This window comes from Halorussus rarus (genome assembly GCF_003369835.1).
Lineage (GTDB): Archaea > Halobacteriota > Halobacteria > Halobacteriales > Haladaptataceae > Halorussus > Halorussus rarus.
Genome location: NZ_QPMJ01000002.1, coordinates 86,118 through 103,958, shown reverse-complemented (window position 1 = coordinate 103,958; position 17,841 = coordinate 86,118). Strand labels below are relative to the sequence as shown.

Sequence of the window (17,841 nt, the reverse complement as noted above, 5' to 3'; positions counted from 1 at the left end):
CACGGTACCGACGATGGACGCGAACCAGCAGACCCGGTCGAACCCCTTCGGCATGGACGCCGACTGCCGGAACTGTCCGGAACTCTGCGCGACCCGCGAGCGGGTCGTCCACGGCTACGGCGACGTCGGCGCCGACTTCCTGTTCGTCGGCGAGGCGCCCGGCGCGGGGGCCGACCGAACCGGTGTCCCGTTCACCGTCGACGAGCGCGGAGAGGCCCTCCAGCACGTGTTGGGGCTGCTCGGGCTCAACAACTCGCTGCCGACCGACGACGAGCCCGAACTCGACAACGCCTTCGTGACCTACCTGACACGGTGTCGCGACCCCGAGCGCCCGCCGACCGACGAGGAGGTCGGGACGTGCGAACCCTACCTCAACGCCGAGATTCGGATGATTAACCCGGAGATACTCGTCCCGGTGGGCCAGCGCGCCCTGACCGAAATCGCGGCCGAATACACCACGGCGCCCGCAGCGGAGTTCGACGCGGTCGCTGACCACGCGACCACCGTCCGGGGCCGGGGGTTCGAGATCGTCCCGATGGCCGACCCGCTCGACCAGTCGGAGGCCGACCGCGAGGCGTTCGTCGACCACTTCTCGTCGCTGATGGACCGGGACTACCGGCAGACGAAGGGCCGGCGCGGCCGCTGAGCGCCATCTGCGGCGTCGGTTCGGTCGGGTCTCAGCGCTCCCAGTAGGGGTTCGACAGCCCGCGGTTCGGCCCGGCGCCGGTCCAGCTGCCGGCCGCAATCGCCGCGATCACGAGCGCAGCGACGACCAGCGCGGCGATGCTCGCGAGTACCGCGTCGACGAGCGCGACCACCGCACCGACGGCGACGAACGCGACCACCGCGACCGCGAGCGCGGCGAGGAGTTTCCACCAGTTCACGGCCGAACGGTGGACGCCCCGAATTAAAAGCTTCAAGGGTCGCCCGCCCCGAGTGTAGCGCATGACCGTCATCGTCGTGCTCGCGGCTCCGCCGCGGCCGGGGCTGGTGCTGCCGGAACTCGCCGCGTCGTCGCCGCTCTCCGAGGCGGAGGCCGCGGACCTCTACGCGGCTATGCTGAAAGACACCTTCAGGGCCGCCGAGCGCAGCGGCGGGGACCTGCTGGTCAACTACCGCGACGAGGAGTCGCTGCCCGAAGGGCACGCCGACGCGGGCGACCGGTCCGCCGAGGCGGAGGTCCGGGCGCTCGCGGCCGACGCGCTGGCCGACCCCGACGAGGCCCGCTACGAGGTCCAGGTCGGCTCGACGGTCGCGGCTCGCGCCGGCAACGCGGTCACCCACCTGCTCGACGAGGAGGAGGTCGCGTCGGTCGCGGTCGTGCCCGGCACCGCGCCGCTGCTCACCCGCACCGAGATCGACAGCGCCGCGATGAAGCTCCGGCGCAACGCGGTCGTGCTCGGCCCGAGCGACCGCGGCCGAGTCCACTTCGCGGGCTTCACCGACACTGTCGACTTCGAGGACGCCTACGCCGCGCCCGAGATCGAGACCCTGACGAACCGCGCCGCCGACGCGGGCCACGACGTCGACTTCCTCCCGCCGGCGACCCGGGTCGAGACCGGCGCGGACGTGCTGTCGCTGGTCCCGACGCTGACCGCGCGGGCGACCGCCGGGCGCTTCGTCCCGGAGCACACCGCGGCGCTGGTCCGCGACCTGGGCCTGCGCGTGGTGCCGGGCGACGACGGCGACCCCGAACTCGTCCGCGAGTAGACTGACAGGTCTTAGACGACCAAGGCGGGATTTGGGCCCGCGCGATGGGATAGCAGAGCGACCTCTTGTGCCTGCCTTGAAAGCAGGTGGCGTCATACCTTCCACGGATACCCGAAATAGTGCGATTTACGGCTTCTACTTGTATCCTAATTGACTATTCTGTCAACTTTCGAGAAGTCCGACTCGATGGGGGTAGTCCATGTTCAACGCGTGGTGCGAACCCATCGATATCTACTGGTAGTGGCGAAGAAACGCTCCTCTTCTTGTTGCTGGAGCGACGCGAACGCGGCGCAACGTGTTCGTACGGGATGTCGCGTCCGCCATTAACGATTTAGACTCCAGCCGTTTATTACCGTGGTGAAGCGTATGGTGACCCACGTCGGACTTTCTCTCAGTTCCACCGTCGCCCAAGTGTCCAGATCGAGTCCTTTCCTCGGGGGATTGCTCTCGAACCCGTGGTTCTATGCCGTGTTTTCGGCTGTCGCGTTGATTGCCGGAGCAGCAGTCGGGGTCTGGGTTCGCCCGAAACAGAAGTGGCAGGCGGTCCTGCTCGCGGTCGGCGGCGGGTCACTGGTCGTCTCGCTCGCGTTCGAACTGTTTGACCCCGCGGTCAAGAATATCGGCAAGTGGAGCGCATCGGGGTACTTCCTATGCGGTGTAGCGACGTTCGGCGGATTGGATATCCTCATCGACAGACTGGTGAGCGACGAGTCGGAGGAAAACGGCTTGGGATTGTGGGCGAGCGTGACCACCGACGGTGTTCCGGAGAATGCGGCGATGGGGTCACTGCTGGTTGGCAACGTCCAAGGGGCGCTCGCGTTCTTGTTTGCGCTCGTCGTCACGAACGGGTCGCAGTCGATGATGTCCGGCACCAATATGAAAGAGAATAGGGGTGAGTGGCTGACCATGGGGGCGTGGACTGTGACCGCTATTGTGGTCGGCGGAGCAGTGCTGTTGGGCTACTGGTTCCTCCCCTCTCTGCCAAACTACTGGCGCGGTGCTATCCGGGCATTCGCCGGGGGTGCCATCCTCGCGTCGCTCGCGGGGGAAATCTACCCCGACGCCTACGACGAGGCCGGGCCGTACATCACCTTGGCGACAGCAGTGGGGTTCCTCGGAACCTTCTTGCTGTAATTACTGTTTGCCATCGCGCAGACGAGACGGACGAAAATTGGTTCATCGCTTGACTGCGAACCAGGATTGCTCGATGTACGCTCTCAATCGCGCAGTCTGTGATGCTTCCCGACTGTCTTGATTGCTTCTTTTCGGGTTTCTTCACCCCGTCCTGTTGAGCGCGTCTCGTCTGTCTTTGACAGAGGCTTGGTCGCATTCCATCGTAGTTTTCTCACTTCGATGTCGTAGTTGCGATCGAGCGGTGGCCGGCCTTTCCTCTCGGGCCATGTACGTCCCGGTGGGTGTCTGATTGCGGAGAGAGAAAAGCCGCTCAAAGCCTGCTATGTCTCTTAGATTGTCCAGCAGAACACGGAGTGACCCGCCGGTGTAGGGATTGCGGTGACGAGCCAATCACAACTAGTCCGTATCATAATATTTTTCGTACATCTCCCGTTCTTCGAGCCATCGGGCAAGATATTCGGCTGTTTCCTCCCGGAGACTTATTATCCAGTTGGCTTCGTTTTTGGTGATATTTCTCGGGGATTCGGAGTGCGGCGTTCTCAATATCCATCCAATACGCTTTCGCTCTGCCAACCTCAATTGGCCGAAGCCCTGCATCAAGAGACGTATGGATGATACCTTCTTCCTCCCACACGTAACGATGAAGCTAGGAGAGTATGTTCGCATATGTGCTGTCGGTGTCGTATGCGTCTCCTTCCAATTTTCCGCGTTTCTGCCCTGCTTGGCAAGCCATTTGACGAGTTCTCCCGGTGTCCTTTGTAGGCTACTCGCTGGCGTTCGTTCAGGTAATCCTCGGCAGGGCTGTAGATGAGAACGATACCTTCAACTTTCTCCCGCTCAATCATCGAAATACACCCCACGAAGTGCGATTTCGGTGGTTCCAGCCCGATTCAATCGAGGCGTAGTGGAATTACGTCGTCTCATTGGTTCCGGGTGTAGAAGGCCCGAAATCGCATGACTTGACAGGGGTAAACTGAATCCCGAGGGTGGGATGGCAGAGCGGCCTATTGCGCCTGCCTTGAAAGCAGGTGGCGTCATGCCTCTTGGGTTCAAATCCCAATCCCACCGTCTTTTCCGACGAACATCACTGCGAGCGATTACTGTCGTTTCTAACGTCAGATAACCGCCAATTCGTCCGATTTCTGTGGACGGTTTCAGAGTAGCTAGCTCCTACTGGACGGTTAAGTCGAAGCTAGCTACTGCCGTTACCTGTGAACTCCGCAACCGCGACCGCGAGCCTCACCCCTCCCCAGCCTCGGCGGCCGCATAGACGCGGCCGCCTCCCTCGCGCACATCGGCGCGGCCACAGGGGCCGCGCCAGCGCGCGCCGGAGCGGATGGTCGAGATTCGCGTTCTACGGCCTCACTCCACCGAGAGCGCTCGATCGAGCAGGTCGGCGTCGTAGTACTCGCGGGTCTGGGACTCGCGGGCGTCGTGGACTGCCCGGACCGTCTCGACCGTGTTCTCGAAGTTCTTGAACGTGGCCTCGTCGACCATCTGGCCGTCGATGGACACCGCGCCGGTGCCCGATTCCTTCGCCTCGACGAAGCCCTCTATCTTCCGGACCGCCTCGCGGAGTTCGCCCTCGCTCGGCAGGTGGATGCGGTTGGCCTGCTCGGTCTGATTGGGGTGGAGCGACCACGAGCCGTCGAGGCCGACCCGGGCCTCGCGCTCGACGTACTCGGCGTACGCCTCGCCGTTGTAGAACGTGACGCCGGCGCGCTCGCGGAACAGTCTGTCGAAGGGGCCGCCGATGGCCAGCAGGTCGTTGGCGCTGGCCTCGTTCGAGAGGGCCTCGTAGAGGCCCGGCCACTCCGGGCTTCCGCCGACGTCGCGCCCGCCGAGCTCTGCGGCGTAGTCCACCGGGCCGAAGACCAGCGCGGCGAGCCGGGAGTCGGCGCCGAACTGCGCTATCTCCCGGAGGTCCGAGCGCGCGCGGGCGGTCTCGACGATGACCGCGAGGTCGACGTCGTGGCCCGACTCGCGCGCGGCGGCTTCGACTGCGGCCTCGGCGTCCTCCACGTCGTCGCGTCGCCCGACCTTCGGGACGACCACGCCGTCGAGGTGCTCGCCGACCGACTCGACGAGCTCGGATATCTGGTCGCGGCCGCGCTCGCGGGTCGCCTCGTCGTCGTAGCCCCACTCGACGCGGGGCCAGATCTCGCCGGCGAACTCGGGGGCGTACTCCGGGAGGAGGTCCCGGACGTTCGCCAGCGCCTCCTCCTTCTGGTCAGGGGCGGTGCCGTCTTCGAGGTCGGGCACCAGCCAGTCGGGGGCCTGCCACCCCTCGGCCGCGAGGCCGGAGCGGAGGTACTTCGCGCTGTCGTCGCGGGGGACGCCGGCGGGTGCGGTCTGGAACGTTCGGCAGAGTCGTGTTCGGGTCATGGATTGGTGGGGTTTCGGAGTCTCGTGTTTCAGTTTCGCTTCCGGACCAGTGCGGTCCGCGTGCCGGAGTAGACCGGCTCGCCGCGCTGGTTGAACGCGTAGTGCTCGAAGGTGACTTCGCCCGCGTCGGGAGCGCCCGCCGGAATCGCGTCACCGTCGGTCTCCCGCACGTCGAGGACGCGGGTGAACCCGTAGACGGTGTCGCCGGCGGTCACGAAGTCGTGGAACCGCTCGTCGCCGCAGGACAGCTCCCGGACGGTCGCCTCGTCGGACCGGGCGTGGCCGAGCGCGACCGACCGGGTGACGTCGCCGTAGGCGACGATCTCGCCCGACGGCGAGTCGGCCATGTGGTGGTCGTCGTGGTGCTGCTTCGCGGTGTTGAGCGTGAGCAGCGGCAGGGTCGAGACCAGCACGTCGTCCATCGTCCGGCCCCGCTCGTGGCGGTAGGCCACCGCGGCGTCGCGGTCCCGGGCGCGCTCGACGGCGTCCCGGAAGTCCTCGAAGTACGGGCCCTCGGGCGCGAGGAGTTCGTCGGGGAGGTCCGGCGTCGATTCGGCGGTCGAATCCTCACCAGTCGTCCCCTCGGCGGATTCCGCCCCAGTCGCCCCCTCGCCGTCGGTCGCAACCGGCTCGCGCCGGGGGATCATGTTCGTCCGGGTGTACGACAGCAGGGGGTCGCCGGTCGCGGCGTCGTACCCGGTCGTCTCCCAGGTCACGATGCCGTAGGCGGGCCGCGAACTCGACTCGCGCTTTGCCTCGACCGTCGACTCGACCCGGACCTCCGTCCCGGACGCCACCGCGGGGTCGTGGAACCGGACGCCGTCCCGACCGAGGAAGTAGCCGCCCTTCTCGCTCAGGTCCTCGACGCTCGGGCCCATCACGGCGGCCAGCAGGTAGTCGGGGTGGACCGGCGGGTCGTCGAAGCCCAGGTCGCGGGCCGCGTCCGAGCGCCAGTAGGCCGGGTCGTGGTTGAGCGTCTGGCTGGCCCACAGCTCCGAGCCGTGCCGCGAGAGCCGGAGGCCGGGGGCGTGCTCGATGGTCTCGCCCTCGGCGAACTCCTCGAAGTAGGTGCCCTTCTCCTTCGTCTCGGCCCGATCGAGCGCGGCCGCGAACGTCGACGGGTCGGTCCAGTCAGTCATCGCCGGCACCTCCCGCGTCAGAGGCCGCGTCCGGTCGAGACCGCGAGGAGGCGCCGCCCGCCCCGCCCGTCGCCGGCCAGTCGCCCCGTCGGGCGAGCGTCCGCCGCATCTCGTTGGTCACGATCATGTACCCCTCGTCGAAGCCCATGCCGGGCTTGGCGAGCACCTGGGCCGCGTCGGTGGCGAGCGCGACGTGGGCGCAGGTCCGGGCCGACTCGGCGGTCTCGTTGCAGGTCCCGCCGAGGTACGCCCGGGTGTCGGTCCCCTCGCAGTACCGGACCGCCTCGCCGCTCCGCTGGACGCCGCCGAGGTCGGGCGTCTTGACCTGGACCACGTCGGCCGCGCCCGCGTCGACGAACGCCCGGACGTCCTCGAAGGTGTTGCACCACTCGTCGGCGACGATGTCGACCTCGACGCCGGCGTCCGCCAGGCCCTCGCGGAGTTCGGTCATGGCGTGGATCTGCTCGCCGCGCCCGCCCGCGTCCATCGGTCCCTCGACCTGCAGGGGGAACGGTGCCGCCGCCTCGCGGAGGTCGGCGAAGTAGTCGGCGACCTCGGCACGGTCGTAGGGCGCGCCGAAGACCTGCCCGAGGACGCCGTACACGTCCACGTGGAACCGGGGCGCGTACTCCTCCGGGGCGATCTCCCTCGCTCGCGTCGAGAGCCAGTCGATGTACTCGACCAGTCGCTCGCCCTGCTCGCCGACCTTCTCGACGCTGTTGAACAGGCCGTGCGGGAGCACCGGAACGCCCTTCAGCAGCATCTTCTCGGCGTTGTCCCGGCGGGCGTCGCCCGACTGGCCGAACACCGGGACCGGCCGGTCGGCCGGGTCGGTGCCGAGCGCGTCGGCCAGCACGTCGGTCTTCGTCGCCCGGCGCGCCTTCGCCGCGGCGTCGAGCAGCGCCTGCGAGACGCCGTACCGGATGGCGGTGTGGAAGCGCCCGTCGTTCGTCGACGCGGCGCCTCCGCCGGTCTCGCCGTCGGGACCGTCGAGTTCCTCCAGCAGGGCCGCGCTCTCGGCGAACCGGTCGGCGTCTCTGCCGACCAGCGCGTCGGCGACCGGACCCTCCACGACCGGGACGAACTCCTCGGCCCGGAACAGCGGGTCGCGACCGCCCGCGCCGGAGTACTGGACCGCGGCGCAGTCGCCGGTCGCGACCGTGCCGTCGTCGAGTTCGACCAGGACGCTTATCGCCTCGCCGGCCTGCCGGACCCGGTCGAATCCGGGGGTGACCGGGTCGCCCCGGTAGGCGAAGCCGTCGCGCTCGGCGCCGTCCTTGATGGCGCGCTGGTCGTCGAAGAAGAACCCCGACGCGCCGGGAACCGCCCGGAGTTCCGCAATCGTCGTCACGCCTGCTCACCTCCCGGTCGGCCGATGAGCCGCCCCTCGCTGATGGCGTCGACGTCGTCGGCGACCATCTGGAACGACCGGTCGCGGTTCTCCGCCCGCGCCCGGCGGTCGAGACGGTCGGTGTGGACGTCCCTGAGGTCCGGGTCGAGCGCCAGGTCGCCGAACTCGAGGATGCGGACCCGGCCGTCGTCGTCCCGGGCCGGCAGCACCGCGCTCGCCGCGCTCTCGCTCGGCGCGAACGGGACGTCGAGCTTGCCGGTCTCGAACGCCTTCACGACGCCCTGGGCGACGTCCTCGTCGCCGAGTTCCAGCACCGTGTCCATTAGCGACCGCGTGGACTTCTCGATGAACTCCTGTTCCCTGTCGACGCCGTCGAGGTTGATCTCCTGTTCTCGCATCATGTCGATGAGCTGCCTGGTGGTCCGCAGCCCCGCGGCGTTGGCCTCCTTGGTGGGGACGCCGCCGAACTCCTGCGGGGACTTGGTGATGACCTTGTCCGGCTTGGCGATGGCCGCCGTGGCCGCCCCGAGCGCGATGACGCCGTTGGCGCGGGCCTCGTCCGGCGGGAACCCGCCCATCCACTCGTGGAAGACGGTGGTGACGGTCACCTCGTCGGGGAGGTACTCCTCGCCGAGCGCCCGGAGCGCCCGGAGCGCGGCGATGTCCTGGACCAGGTTGCCGACCTGGCCGTAGCCGAGGGTGACGCTCCGGACGCCCTGCGTGGCCGCGAGCATCCCCTCGACCAGCATCACCGCGATGGCGATGCTCGGCGGGACCAGCGTCCCGGTGAGCGGGCCGAACGGCTCGCGGTTGACGGTGACGCCCCGCTCGGTGTAGGCGCCGGCGAGCCGGTCGACGTACTGCCAGTGCTCGATGGTCTGGGCGAGGTCCCGTTCCTTGGTGTACGGGATGTTGTACGAGACGGGACCGCCCTCGAAGCTCTGGAACCCGCCGGCGAACGTGACCGCCGCGAGCAGGCGGGCGTCGGGCGTGCCGTGACGCACCTCGACGGGCGCGTCGACCGCCTCGACGAGTTCGCGGCAGCCCTCGACGCCGTGGTTGACAGCCGGGAAGCCGTTGAGGGTGTCCTCGCCGCTCTCGCGGGCCTCCTCGAGGCCCTGCTGGGCCTTCCCGTACTCGTTGTCGCGGGTGTACGAGTCGATGGTCGTCGGGAGCAGGTCCGCGCGGCCCGCCTCCTCGAGGTGGCGCAGGAGCGCGATCTGGTCGTCGAGCCGAGGAACCCCGGCCCGGGGCTGGAGCAGTGGCCGGTCGGCGGTTTCGAGCACCTGGGCGAACTGCTTGCTCCCGGGGAGCGAGTCGTGGTACTCGACCGCCTCCTCGAAGTCGAGGTCGTCGACCGACCAGTCGGCTCGTATCTCCTCGTCGATGCGCGAGAGCTCTCTACCGGAAAGGCGTGTGTCGCGTAGCATGCTGGAAACGGGGATTTCAGGACGTTATCTGGGCGCGTTCGGCCTCGGACTCGGCGATGTTCATGTCGGTCTTGAGCGCGGCGATGGCCTCCTCGGGCCTGGTCTCGGAGTCGAAGACCCGGTCGAAGCCCATCTCGCGGAACCGATCGCGGGTCTCCGCGAAGTCGTCCTGGCCGACCGCGAGGTTGCCGCCGATGTAGGTGACCGGGTCGAGGTCCGAGTCCGCGATGGCCTCGTGGAACCCCCGGCAGTCCTGCTCGGCGTGACCGTAGAGAGAGGAGACGAGTACCGCGTCACCCTCGTGCGCTTCGGCAGCCGCGATGAACTCCTGCTGGCTGGACTGGACGCCGAGGTTGACGACCTCGAAGCCGGCCGCCGACAGCGCCTGTTCGAGGATGGTGATGCCGACGGCGTGCGCGTCGGACCCGATGACGCCGAGGATGACTGTAGCAGACATCATCTACAACTTCCATGAACAATACTTAAAGATAATCATTGTTCATGATTAAATCCCTTTAAGGTCATTTGAGGGTGTATGTGTCCCTTCCAGACAAACCGCATTATTTATTGGGAAGGTTTTTGTCCCGGGTCGCCGACCGGCGAAACGATGCAAGCGCTCGACGACGTGCGCGTTCTCGACCTGACGCAGGTGCTGGCCGGTCCGTACTGCACGATGCTGCTCGCGGATCTGGGGGCCGACGTGGTGAAGATCGAACGCCCCGGCGGCGACCTCATCCGGCCCAACCCGCCGTTCGCGAGCGAGGACGACGCCTACGGCGGCTACTTCCAGAGCGTCAACCGGGGCAAGCGCAGCCTCGAACTCGACCTGACCGACGAGGGCGACCGGGCGGACTTCCTCGAGCTGGTCGAGGACGCCGACGTCGTGGTCGAGAACTTCCGGGCGGGAACGATGGAGCGGTTCGATCTGGAGTACGAGACCCTGTGCGAGCGCAACCCCGAACTGGTCTACGCCTCCATCCGGGGGTTCGGCGACCCGCGCACGGGCGAGACCGACCGCCAGGGCCAGCCTTCGTTCGACCTCATCGCCCAGGCGCTCGGCGGCGTGATGGAGATCACCGGCCAGCCCGACGGGCCGCCGACCAAGGTCGGACCGGGCATCGGCGACCTGTTCACCGCGACGCTGAACGCGGTGGGCATTCTGGCGGCGCTCCACCACCGGGACCGGACCGGGGAGGGCCAGTACGTCGACACCGCGATGTACGACGCCATGATCTCGATGTGCGAGCGGGCGGTCTACCAGTACTCCTATACGGGCGAGGTGCCGACCCGCCGGGGGAACGCCCACCCGACGCTGTTCCCGTACAACGCCTTCGAGGCGGCCGACGGCCACGTCGTCATCGCGGCGTTCGGCGACAACCACTGGCGGGCGCTCTGCGAGGCGATGGACCGACCGGACCTCGCGGCCGAGTACCCGACGACGGCCGACCGCCTGGAGCACCGGGAGTCGCTCCGCGAGGAGATCGCCGAGTGGACCGCGACGCTTCCCGCCGAGCAGGTCTGCGACGCCCTCGAAGGCTCGGTGCCGTGCGCGCCCGTCCAGGACGTGAGCGACGTCTTCGCGGACCCCCACGTCCGCGCACGCGACATGCTCGTCGAGGCCGACCAGCCGGGCGCCGACGAGCGGGTCACCATCGCGGGGTCGCCCATCAAACTGAGCGAGACGCCGCCCGAACCGGGCGAGCGCGCGCCGCTGCTCGACGAGCACCGCGAGGAACTGCTCGGCGACGAGCGGGAAACGGTGGACGCCGACGACTGACGCGGCTGCCGGACCGGAGCCGTCCCGAGCCGTCGGTCCCGTCGGGCCTCTCGAAGTCGCTCCTCGCCGGCTGAGTGGTGGCTGTCCTCCATCTCCGACACCGGTAGCGCAGGCGCGAAACGTTTCAACGGAATGGAACCGGTCGAGGGTTTCTCGTTATCCGCTGTGATAACTGGGAGAAGGACCTAAGACCGGGCCTTCGGAAAGTTGCGACGTGAGCGATTACAGCAGCGCGGACTTCGGACACGGCGAAATGAACGACCGACTCGACGTCGACGACCTCGTCGACGGCATCGGGCTCGACGCGGCGGAGATCGAGTGGCGCAAGGACTTCGTCGACTTCGACCGCGAAGACGCGGAGCGGCTCGAATCGTACGCGGACCTGTTCGAAGCCAACGCCGAACAGGTGGCGGAGGACTTCTACGACAATCTGGTCGGTCGCGACCAGACGGTCGACGTCATCGGGCGGTCGCCCAAGGGCGTCGAACAGCTCAAGCGCACCCAGGCGGCGTACCTGGTGACCCTCGCCGGGGGAGACTACGGCGAGGAGTACTTCCGACAGCGGGCCCGCATCGGCAAGCTCCACGACATGCTCGACATGCCGATGAAGCACTACCTCGGCCAGTACGGCGTCTACTACGACCTCATCCTCCCGCTGGTGGGCGACCGACTCACCGAGTCGCTGACTGCGCGTCTCACCGACGCCGTCGCGGACGGCGGAACCGCGGTCGCCCAGGAGGACGCGCCCCGCGGGTCCGACGCCGGCGACGAGGCGTCGACGGGGTCCGGCGGCGCCGACGAGCGGCCGGGCGCGCCCGGCGGCGCAGGCGACGAGTCGGTCGCGGCGGTCGTCCGCGAGGAGGTCGACGACGCCATCCAGGACATCCTCTCGATCCTCCGCGTCGTCAACCTCGACATGCAGGTCGTGACCGACACCTACATCCACTCCTACAGCGACGTCGAGGACGAGCTCGACCGCCAGCGCGAGGTGGCTAGCGAGGTCCGGACCGCGGTCGACGAGGCCGAGCGGACCGCCAGCGACGTCGCCGAGAGCACGGAGGCCATCAGCGACCTCGCGGCGTCGCAGGCCGAGTCGATGGAGCAGGTCTCGACCGAGGTGTCGGACATGTCGGCGACGGTCGAGGAGATCGCGGCGTCGGCCGACGAGGTGGCCGCGACCAGCGAGCAGACCGAGCAGCTCGCCGACGAGGGCCGCGAGGCCGCCGACGCCGCTATCGACGCGATGAAGCGGGTCGACGACTCCTCCGGCGAGGCGGCCGCCGACGTCCACCGGCTGGCGGACCGCATCGACGAGATCGACGGCGTGGTCGAGGTCATCGACGACATCGCCGAACAGACCAACATCCTCGCCTTGAACGCCTCCATCGAGGCGGCGCGAGCCGGCGAAGCCGGCGACGGCTTCGCGGTGGTCGCCGACGAGGTCAAGAGCCTCGCGAACGAGTCCCAGGAGCACGTCGGGGAGATCGAGTCGATGGTCGACGACATCAAGGAGGACACCGCCGAGACCGCCGAGAGCCTCGAAGCGACCACCGAGGAGATCGACCGCGGCGTCGACGAGGTCGAGGCCACGGTCGAGAAGCTCCAGGAGATCGCCGACGCGGTCGAGACGGCCTCGCAGGGGATACGCGAGGTGTCGAACGCCACGGACGACCAGGCGGCGTCCACCGAGGAGGTCGCCGCGCTGGTCGACGAACTCGTCGACCAGGCCTCGCGCATCTCCAACGAGATCGAGGACGTCGCGGCGGCCAACGAGGAGCAGGCCGCGACGGTCCGGGAGATAAACCAGACGGTCGAGCGACTGGAGGACGGCGGCGACCGATCGGCCCGGTGACGGGTCCGGACCAGATGGGGTCCGTCCGTACGCGGCCGGGTCCGCTCGACTCGTCTCGGATGGCCGAACGGTAAACTCTTTTTGCACCCCGTCCCACGTTTCGGGTATGGACTGGCCGCACGACCCCGACGGCGAGGAGGGCAGCGAGGGCGGACGCAAGTACGGCATGGCGATTCTCGCCAAGAAGCTCGACGACGACGAGGACTTCCCGCTCTCGAAGGCGGAGTTCGTCGAGGAGCACGCCGACGAGCCGATCCGCATCAACTACCAGCGGGTCGTCAGCGTCGGCGACATCTTCGAGCACGTCGAGGGCGAGGAGTTCGAGACCATCGTGGACTTCCACAAGGCGGTCGGCGCGGGGATGCGCCGCGGCGGCTTCTGGGACTACCACCCGCAGGGCGAGAACCCCGAGAAGAAGAGCGCCTGAGCGCGGACCGACCGTCCGGTCGCCCGGCTATTCTGCGTCGTCTCGCCACCGGTCGTCAGCGTCTGCTCCCCTCGCGTCGTCCCGTTCGGCGTCGCCGAACGCCGGGTCGTTCCGCCCCCCGTCGGCGGCGCTCGGACCCGTAACGGCGAGCCGGTCGGCGTCCTCGCGCTCGACGCCCTCCTCACCGAGCGTCCACCCCGACCCGGAGTCGGTGAGCGTCTCGGCCCGGACCTTCTCCTCCAGGAGGTTGACCGCGACCGCGTTGGCGCCCTCCGGGATGATGAGGTCGGCGCGCTTCTTTGTGGGCGCGACGAACTGCTCGTGCATCGGCTTGACCGTCGAGAGGTACTGGTCGATGACCCCCTCCAGGTCGCGCCCCCGGTCGACCACGTCGCGCTCGATGCGCCGGAGGATGCGCACGTCGGCGTCGGTCTCGACGTAGACCCGGATGTCGAGCATCTCGTTGACGTCCTCGTCGTACAGCGCGAAGATGCCCTCCAGCACGATGACGTCGGTCGGGTCGACCGCCACGGTCTCGTCCTTCCGGTTGTGAATCGAGAAGTCGTACTGGGGCATCTCGATGGCCTGGCCCGACAGCAGCGCGTCCATGTGCTCGCGCAGGAGGTCCCACTCGAACGCCGAGGGGTGGTCGTAGTTGACCTCCTCGCGCTCCTCGAAGTCGAGGTGGCTCAGGTCCTTGTAGTAGTTGTCCATCGGGATCCGCGTGACGTCGTCCTCGACCTCCTCGGTGATCTCGCGGGCGACCGTCGTCTTCCCGGCCCCGGTCCCGCCCGCGATTCCGATGACGAAGGAGGGGATTGTCATTGGTGGGTTTCAGGGTAGAAGGGGGTTTGAATCCCCCGGAATCGGATTTCTCCGCCAATCGCTAGAACTGTTTCGTCCTTGGGAGTGGTGACTCCGTCGCGGCGACGCCGACCGGCCGGGGGCCGGAACAGCAGTCGCTCGTCCAAAGTGATGGTCCGGAAAAAGCGCGTTCGCCCGCCTCTCGGCGGCCCGAATGCGTATTTAAAGGCGCGTCAGGTTCGTCGCGCGCGGACCCTTGTCCGCCTGTTCGATGCTGAACTCTACCTCAGTTCCCTCTTCGAGATCCGGGCCGCCGATGTCTTCCATGTGGAAGAAGACGTCCTCGTCCGCGTCGTCAGTCTCGATGAAACCGTAGCCGCCAGTGTCGTTGAAGAAGTCAACGTTTCCTTCTGCCATTGCGAGTAGACGAACGTTCGTTAGCGGGATAAGTCTTCTGCAATTCGTTTCTAAACCGGTGGAATATTTGGACGAATTTTTCCGGATTTCGGGACTCGATAGACAGAGATGGCTAACCGGTCGACTCTGCCAAAAATCCCGCGCTATTCTGGGATTCCGGGGCCGATTCCATCGGAATCGGCAATTCCCGGCACGAACCCGCCGCTCCCCATCCTTCCCCAAATATGGAATACCTATCGAGATTAGGACGACTTATTAACCATCGAACCGAAACCCCGGCCAACTGTGACGAACGCGCAGGTCACCCTGATCCAGATCGACAACTACGGACCGTGGACCGTGACGCCAGAGCCCCGCCGGGAGGTCGACCTCCAGACCCTGCAGTCGCGGCTGTACGCCGACCTCTCCCAGCTGATCGGCAACCGCGAGGGGTACGCCTTCTTCACGCGGTTCGACAACATGATCGCGGTCACGAACGGGATGGACGAGGCCGACCACGCCATGATACAGGAGTCGGTCGCCAACCGCTACCCGGTGACCGTCAGCTTCGGCGTCGGCGCCGACCCGAGCCCCGTCGAGGCGCTCTCGTCGGCGACCGAGCACATCCAGGACGCCGGCAGCGCCCAGGAGGCCGACCGGACCGAGATCCTCCGCGGGACGACCCTCGACCCCGACGAGCGCACCGACGACGACGTCCAGATCGCACACTTCGACGTCAACGACGCCACGGGCAAGTACACCGACCAGCTGAACGCCTTCGACTCGTTCATCCACATCGAGCAGGGGTACGCCGAGCTGATGCGGTACTTCCGCCGGGCCCACGAGGGGCTCTCCTTCTTCGTCGGCGGCGACAACGTCATCGCAGTTTGCCCAGACCTCGACGCCGCCGCCTACGAGGACACCATCCGGCACGTCGAGGAGACGGTCGAGGTCGAACTCAAGGTCGGCGTCGGGCAGGCCGCGACACCCCAGTCGGCCGGGATGGCGGCCAAGCACGCGCTCGAGGAGTGTCGCGACGACGGCCACCGCGTCGTCGTCGACTGACGGTCGCGGGAAGTCGACCGACGCTCCCGAGAATCGAGGGAAACCGACTCGAGCGTCGTGGAACGGCCTTCGACCGTTCTCACTTATTCTGATAATTGTTAGCATACGGCCGTCGTCCGCTTAAGCCTGCCGGGGATACTTTTTAGAGAACCAGTGCCAATCGTTCACACATGGAAGGCGAAGTGACCGTCCGGGACGTGATGTCCCGGGAGTACGTCGGCGTCAGCGAATCCGACACGGTGCTGGGAGCGGTCGGGCTCATGCACGAGGAGGAAGTGGGGTGTGTCGTCGTCCTCCGGGGGAGCGACCCCGTCGGCATCGTCACCGAGACCGACGTCATCGCGCTGGTCGCCGAGGAGGGCGACCCGGCCGAAACCGAGGTGTCGGCGGTGATGTCCGAACCGGTCGTCTCGATCGACGCCGACCGGGAGCTGTCGGACGCCGCGGCCACGATGTCCCGCGAGGACATCCGTCGGCTACTCGTCACCAACGGCGACGAACTCGTCGGCCTCCTCTCGGAGCGGGACGTCATCTCGGCGTCGGCGTCGCTGTCGGGCGTCCAGTCGCTCCGCGCGGAGTCGGCCCGCGAGGTCGGCGAACCGGTCGGGACCGACCGGATGGGGGCGGACCCGATGGCCAACAACCACGCCGACGTCGCGGCCGACGAGGGGCCCGACCGCCACGAGTACTCCGACCGCAGCATCTGCGAGACCTGCGGCACGCTGAGCAGGCAGCTCGCCAACGTCAACGGCCAGCTCATCTGCGCAGACTGTCGGGACGTGTGAACCGTCGGCTCACCCCTCGTTTCTCGGCGATTTTCAGCGAACGAAAGGTGCGAAAAAGCGCAAGACCCAAATAGGTCGGGCTTGCGAGATACGTCATATGGTAGGCTGTGACAAGTGGGTATACGAGGTGTTCGCACGTGGCACCTAGCACCGGGTTGGCAAACGCCATCGTGACCGGCCTGGTCACGGGTAGTATCGTCGCGCTCGGGGCTATCGGACTCGCGCTGGTGTACAACATCGCGGAGGTGCCGAACTTCGCGCACGGCGAACTGCTCATGCTCGGGGCGTACATGGCGCTGTTCGTCAACAAACCGGCGACCGTCCCCGTCTTCGAACTGCTGACGCAGGTCGACGCCGCTCGCGAGCTCACCGGAATCGGGTTCGGCGTGCTGTTCGTGCTCGCGGCCGGGTCGGCGCTGGCCGCGGTGTACTTGCTCGGCGGGATGTCGGCGTTGCGCGGGTCGTGGTGGCCGGGCGACCCCAGCCCGGCGCTCGCGCTCGGCGTCCACGTCGCGGCGGCCGCGGTCCTCGGCGTGGTCGTGAGCCTCGGATTCCCCTCGATATGGGCCGGACTGCTGCTGTCGGCGCTGATTCTCGCGTGGGTCGCTCCGTTCCTCGAGAAGGTCATCTTCCAGAAGTTCCGGGCCAAGGACGCCTCGCTGGCCACGATGCTCATCGTCACGCTGGGGCTGTCGTTCGTGCTCCGGTTCGGCACCCAGGCGTTCTACGGCGGCGAGGTCCGGACCTACGTCGTCCCGCAGGTCGGGAGCGTGTTCGGCTACGACGTCGGGCTGTCGGCCGCGAAGTTCTTCGACTTCTACGTCGGCGGCGGCGGGTTCACGCTCCACGTCATCGACACCGGACCGAATCCCGACGTGGCGATGTTCACCGCGACCTACTCGTGGCTCGCCGCGCTCGCGCTGGTCGCGCTCACGGTCGGCGTCGCGTACGCCGCCTACCGCTGGCGCAGCGGCGGAGACGAGGGGTACGGCACGAGCCACACGGTCGGTCCTCGGCTCGCCGCGGCCGTCGCCGGTATCGTGACGTTCGTCGCGCTGATATTCGCGCTGGCCGGCGGCGGCTCCGTCCCCCAGTCGCCGTCGTTCCAGACCCGCATCCGGCTCTCGCTGATGCGAGCGTCGGTCATCTTCATCGCGGTCGGGATGATGGCGCTGCTGCACTTCCTGCTCCAGGAGACCAAGCTCGGCAAGGCGATGCGGGCGTCCAGCGACAACATCGACCTCGCGAAGATCACCGGCATCAACACCGACCGCGTGATGATGGCGACGTGGATCATCGCGGGCGCGTTCGCGGCGGTCGGCGGCGTGATGCTCGGCGTGCTGTTCAGCCAGCTCACGGTCAACATGGGCTTCTTCCTGCTGCTCCCGATGTTCGCCGGGGTCATCCTCGGCGGGCTCCAGTCGGTGTACGGCGCGATCCTCGGGAGCTACATCGTCGGGCTGTCGATGGACGTCGGCATCCACGTCATCCCCGGCATCGGGTCGACCTACCGCATCCCCATCGCGTTCGCCATCCTGTTCGTCGTGCTGCTGGTCAAGCCGGAAGGCATCACGGGAGGCTCATAA

General features: G+C 67.4%; 17 protein-coding genes and 1 tRNA gene. 10 read left to right on the top strand and 8 right to left on the bottom strand.

Annotated features, from left to right (window positions below):
- Positions 1-13: 13 nt before the first annotated feature.
- On the top strand, positions 14-646 hold the full coding sequence (locus DVR07_RS08775; RefSeq protein ID WP_115796447.1) for a uracil-DNA glycosylase: 633 nt from the start codon (positions 14-16) through the stop codon (positions 644-646).
- Positions 647-677: 31 nt separating this feature from the next.
- Here the strand turns inward: DVR07_RS08775 and DVR07_RS08770 are convergent, their stop codons facing one another.
- The gene (locus DVR07_RS08770; RefSeq protein ID WP_115796445.1) at positions 678-884 is read right to left on the bottom strand and encodes a hypothetical protein; all 207 of its coding nucleotides are present in this window, start codon (positions 882-884) and stop codon (positions 678-680) included.
- A 61-nt stretch (positions 885-945) separates the two neighbouring features.
- Here DVR07_RS08770 and DVR07_RS08765 point away from each other — a divergent pair, with 61 nt between their 5' ends.
- From DVR07_RS08765 to DVR07_RS08755, 3 genes are all read left to right on the top strand, one after another.
- Positions 946-1,710, top strand: a complete 765-nt coding sequence (locus DVR07_RS08765; protein ID WP_115796443.1) for a TIGR04282 family arsenosugar biosynthesis glycosyltransferase — start codon at positions 946-948, stop codon at positions 1,708-1,710.
- Between the two features lie 366 nt (positions 1,711-2,076).
- Positions 2,077-2,844, top strand: a complete 768-nt coding sequence (locus DVR07_RS08760; RefSeq protein WP_115796441.1) for a ZIP family metal transporter — start codon at positions 2,077-2,079, stop codon at positions 2,842-2,844.
- Positions 2,845-3,829: 985 nt separating this feature from the next.
- Positions 3,830-3,912 (top strand) — tRNA-Ser (locus tag DVR07_RS08755).
- Positions 3,913-4,206: 294 nt separating this feature from the next.
- Here the strand turns inward: DVR07_RS08755 and citE are convergent.
- From citE to glmS, 5 genes are read right to left on the bottom strand one after another with little or no spacing between them, the layout of a single operon-like run.
- The gene (citE, locus tag DVR07_RS08750) at positions 4,207-5,229 is read right to left on the bottom strand and encodes an L-malyl-CoA/beta-methylmalyl-CoA lyase (RefSeq protein WP_115796439.1); all 1,023 of its coding nucleotides are present in this window, start codon (positions 5,227-5,229) and stop codon (positions 4,207-4,209) included.
- Positions 5,230-5,258: 29 nt separating this feature from the next.
- On the bottom strand, positions 5,259-6,368 hold the full coding sequence (mch, locus tag DVR07_RS08745) for a 2-methylfumaryl-CoA hydratase (RefSeq protein WP_115798299.1): 1,110 nt from the start codon (positions 6,366-6,368) through the stop codon (positions 5,259-5,261).
- Positions 6,361-7,719, bottom strand: coding sequence for a methylaspartate ammonia-lyase (locus DVR07_RS08740; protein WP_240318869.1), 1,359 nt, complete (start codon positions 7,717-7,719; stop codon positions 6,361-6,363). Before DVR07_RS08740 ends, mch begins: the two co-directional genes overlap by 8 nt.
- Complete coding sequence (locus tag DVR07_RS08735; RefSeq protein ID WP_115796437.1) at positions 7,716-9,149, bottom strand: methylaspartate mutase subunit E; 1,434 nt, start codon at positions 9,147-9,149, stop codon at positions 7,716-7,718. The genes DVR07_RS08740 and DVR07_RS08735 overlap by 4 nt, the downstream gene beginning before the upstream one ends.
- Before the next feature lie 16 nt (positions 9,150-9,165).
- A complete protein-coding gene (gene glmS / locus DVR07_RS08730; RefSeq protein ID WP_115796435.1) occupies positions 9,166-9,606 on the bottom strand; it encodes a methylaspartate mutase subunit S in 441 nt (146 codons plus the stop codon).
- Positions 9,607-9,756: 150 nt separating this feature from the next.
- Here glmS and mct point away from each other — a divergent pair, with 150 nt between their 5' ends.
- The 3 genes from mct to DVR07_RS08715 all read left to right on the top strand — a co-directional run bounded on the left by mct (position 9,757) and on the right by DVR07_RS08715 (position 13,205).
- Positions 9,757-10,926, top strand: a complete 1,170-nt coding sequence (gene mct, locus DVR07_RS08725) for a succinyl-CoA:mesaconate CoA-transferase (RefSeq protein WP_115796433.1) — start codon at positions 9,757-9,759, stop codon at positions 10,924-10,926.
- Positions 10,927-11,179: 253 nt separating this feature from the next.
- Positions 11,180-12,778, top strand: a complete 1,599-nt coding sequence (locus tag DVR07_RS08720; protein ID WP_193570160.1) for a globin-coupled sensor protein — start codon at positions 11,180-11,182, stop codon at positions 12,776-12,778.
- A gap of 106 nt (positions 12,779-12,884) precedes the next feature.
- On the top strand, positions 12,885-13,205 hold the full coding sequence (locus tag DVR07_RS08715; protein WP_115796429.1) for a DUF5785 family protein: 321 nt from the start codon (positions 12,885-12,887) through the stop codon (positions 13,203-13,205).
- Between the two features lie 27 nt (positions 13,206-13,232).
- Here DVR07_RS08715 and udk read toward each other — a convergent pair whose 3' ends face one another.
- Both udk and DVR07_RS08705 read right to left on the bottom strand, forming a co-directional pair.
- Positions 13,233-14,030 carry a uridine kinase gene (udk, locus tag DVR07_RS08710; RefSeq protein WP_115796427.1) on the bottom strand — a complete coding sequence of 266 codons (798 nt, stop codon included), beginning with the start codon at positions 14,028-14,030 and terminating at the stop codon, positions 13,233-13,235.
- A 201-nt stretch (positions 14,031-14,231) separates the two neighbouring features.
- A complete protein-coding gene (locus tag DVR07_RS08705) occupies positions 14,232-14,426 on the bottom strand; it encodes a cold-shock protein (protein ID WP_115796425.1) in 195 nt (64 codons plus the stop codon).
- 285 nt (positions 14,427-14,711) lie between these two features.
- On the opposite strand from DVR07_RS08705, the gene DVR07_RS08700 reads away from it, so the two are divergent.
- The 3 genes from DVR07_RS08700 to DVR07_RS08690 all read left to right on the top strand — a co-directional run bounded on the left by DVR07_RS08700 (position 14,712) and on the right by DVR07_RS08690 (position 17,841).
- The gene (locus DVR07_RS08700) at positions 14,712-15,470 is read left to right on the top strand and encodes a GTP cyclohydrolase IIa (protein ID WP_115796423.1); all 759 of its coding nucleotides are present in this window, start codon (positions 14,712-14,714) and stop codon (positions 15,468-15,470) included.
- A 170-nt stretch (positions 15,471-15,640) separates the two neighbouring features.
- Positions 15,641-16,255 carry a CBS domain-containing protein gene (locus tag DVR07_RS08695; protein WP_115796421.1) on the top strand — a complete coding sequence of 205 codons (615 nt, stop codon included), beginning with the start codon at positions 15,641-15,643 and terminating at the stop codon, positions 16,253-16,255.
- Positions 16,256-16,392: 137 nt separating this feature from the next.
- Complete coding sequence (locus tag DVR07_RS08690) at positions 16,393-17,841, top strand: branched-chain amino acid ABC transporter permease (RefSeq protein WP_115796419.1); 1,449 nt, start codon at positions 16,393-16,395, stop codon at positions 17,839-17,841.

Bases quoted from the DNA above. Each gene is read 5' to 3' on its own strand.
- DVR07_RS08705 (WP_115796425.1), bottom strand. From the start codon at position 14,426: ATGGCAGAAGGAAACGTTGACTTCTTCAACGACACTGGCGGCTACGGT.
- DVR07_RS08695 (WP_115796421.1), top strand. From the start codon at position 15,641: ATGGAAGGCGAAGTGACCGTCCGGGACGTGATGTCCCGGGAGTACGTC.
- DVR07_RS08735 (WP_115796437.1), bottom strand. From the start codon at position 9,149: ATGCTACGCGACACACGCCTTTCCGGTAGAGAGCTCTCGCGCATCGAC.
- DVR07_RS08720 (WP_193570160.1), top strand. From the start codon at position 11,180: ATGAACGACCGACTCGACGTCGACGACCTCGTCGACGGCATCGGGCTC.
- DVR07_RS08760 (WP_115796441.1), top strand. From the start codon at position 2,077: ATGGTGACCCACGTCGGACTTTCTCTCAGTTCCACCGTCGCCCAAGTG.
- mch (WP_115798299.1), bottom strand. From the start codon at position 6,368: ATGACTGACTGGACCGACCCGTCGACGTTCGCGGCCGCGCTCGATCGG.
- DVR07_RS08715 (WP_115796429.1), top strand. From the start codon at position 12,885: ATGGACTGGCCGCACGACCCCGACGGCGAGGAGGGCAGCGAGGGCGGA.
- udk (WP_115796427.1), bottom strand. From the start codon at position 14,030: ATGACAATCCCCTCCTTCGTCATCGGAATCGCGGGCGGGACCGGGGCC.
- mct (WP_115796433.1), top strand. From the start codon at position 9,757: ATGCAAGCGCTCGACGACGTGCGCGTTCTCGACCTGACGCAGGTGCTG.
- DVR07_RS08765 (WP_115796443.1), top strand. From the start codon at position 946: ATGACCGTCATCGTCGTGCTCGCGGCTCCGCCGCGGCCGGGGCTGGTG.
- glmS (WP_115796435.1), bottom strand. From the start codon at position 9,606: ATGTCTGCTACAGTCATCCTCGGCGTCATCGGGTCCGACGCGCACGCC.
- citE (WP_115796439.1), bottom strand. From the start codon at position 5,229: ATGACCCGAACACGACTCTGCCGAACGTTCCAGACCGCACCCGCCGGC.
- DVR07_RS08775 (WP_115796447.1), top strand. From the start codon at position 14: ATGGACGCGAACCAGCAGACCCGGTCGAACCCCTTCGGCATGGACGCC.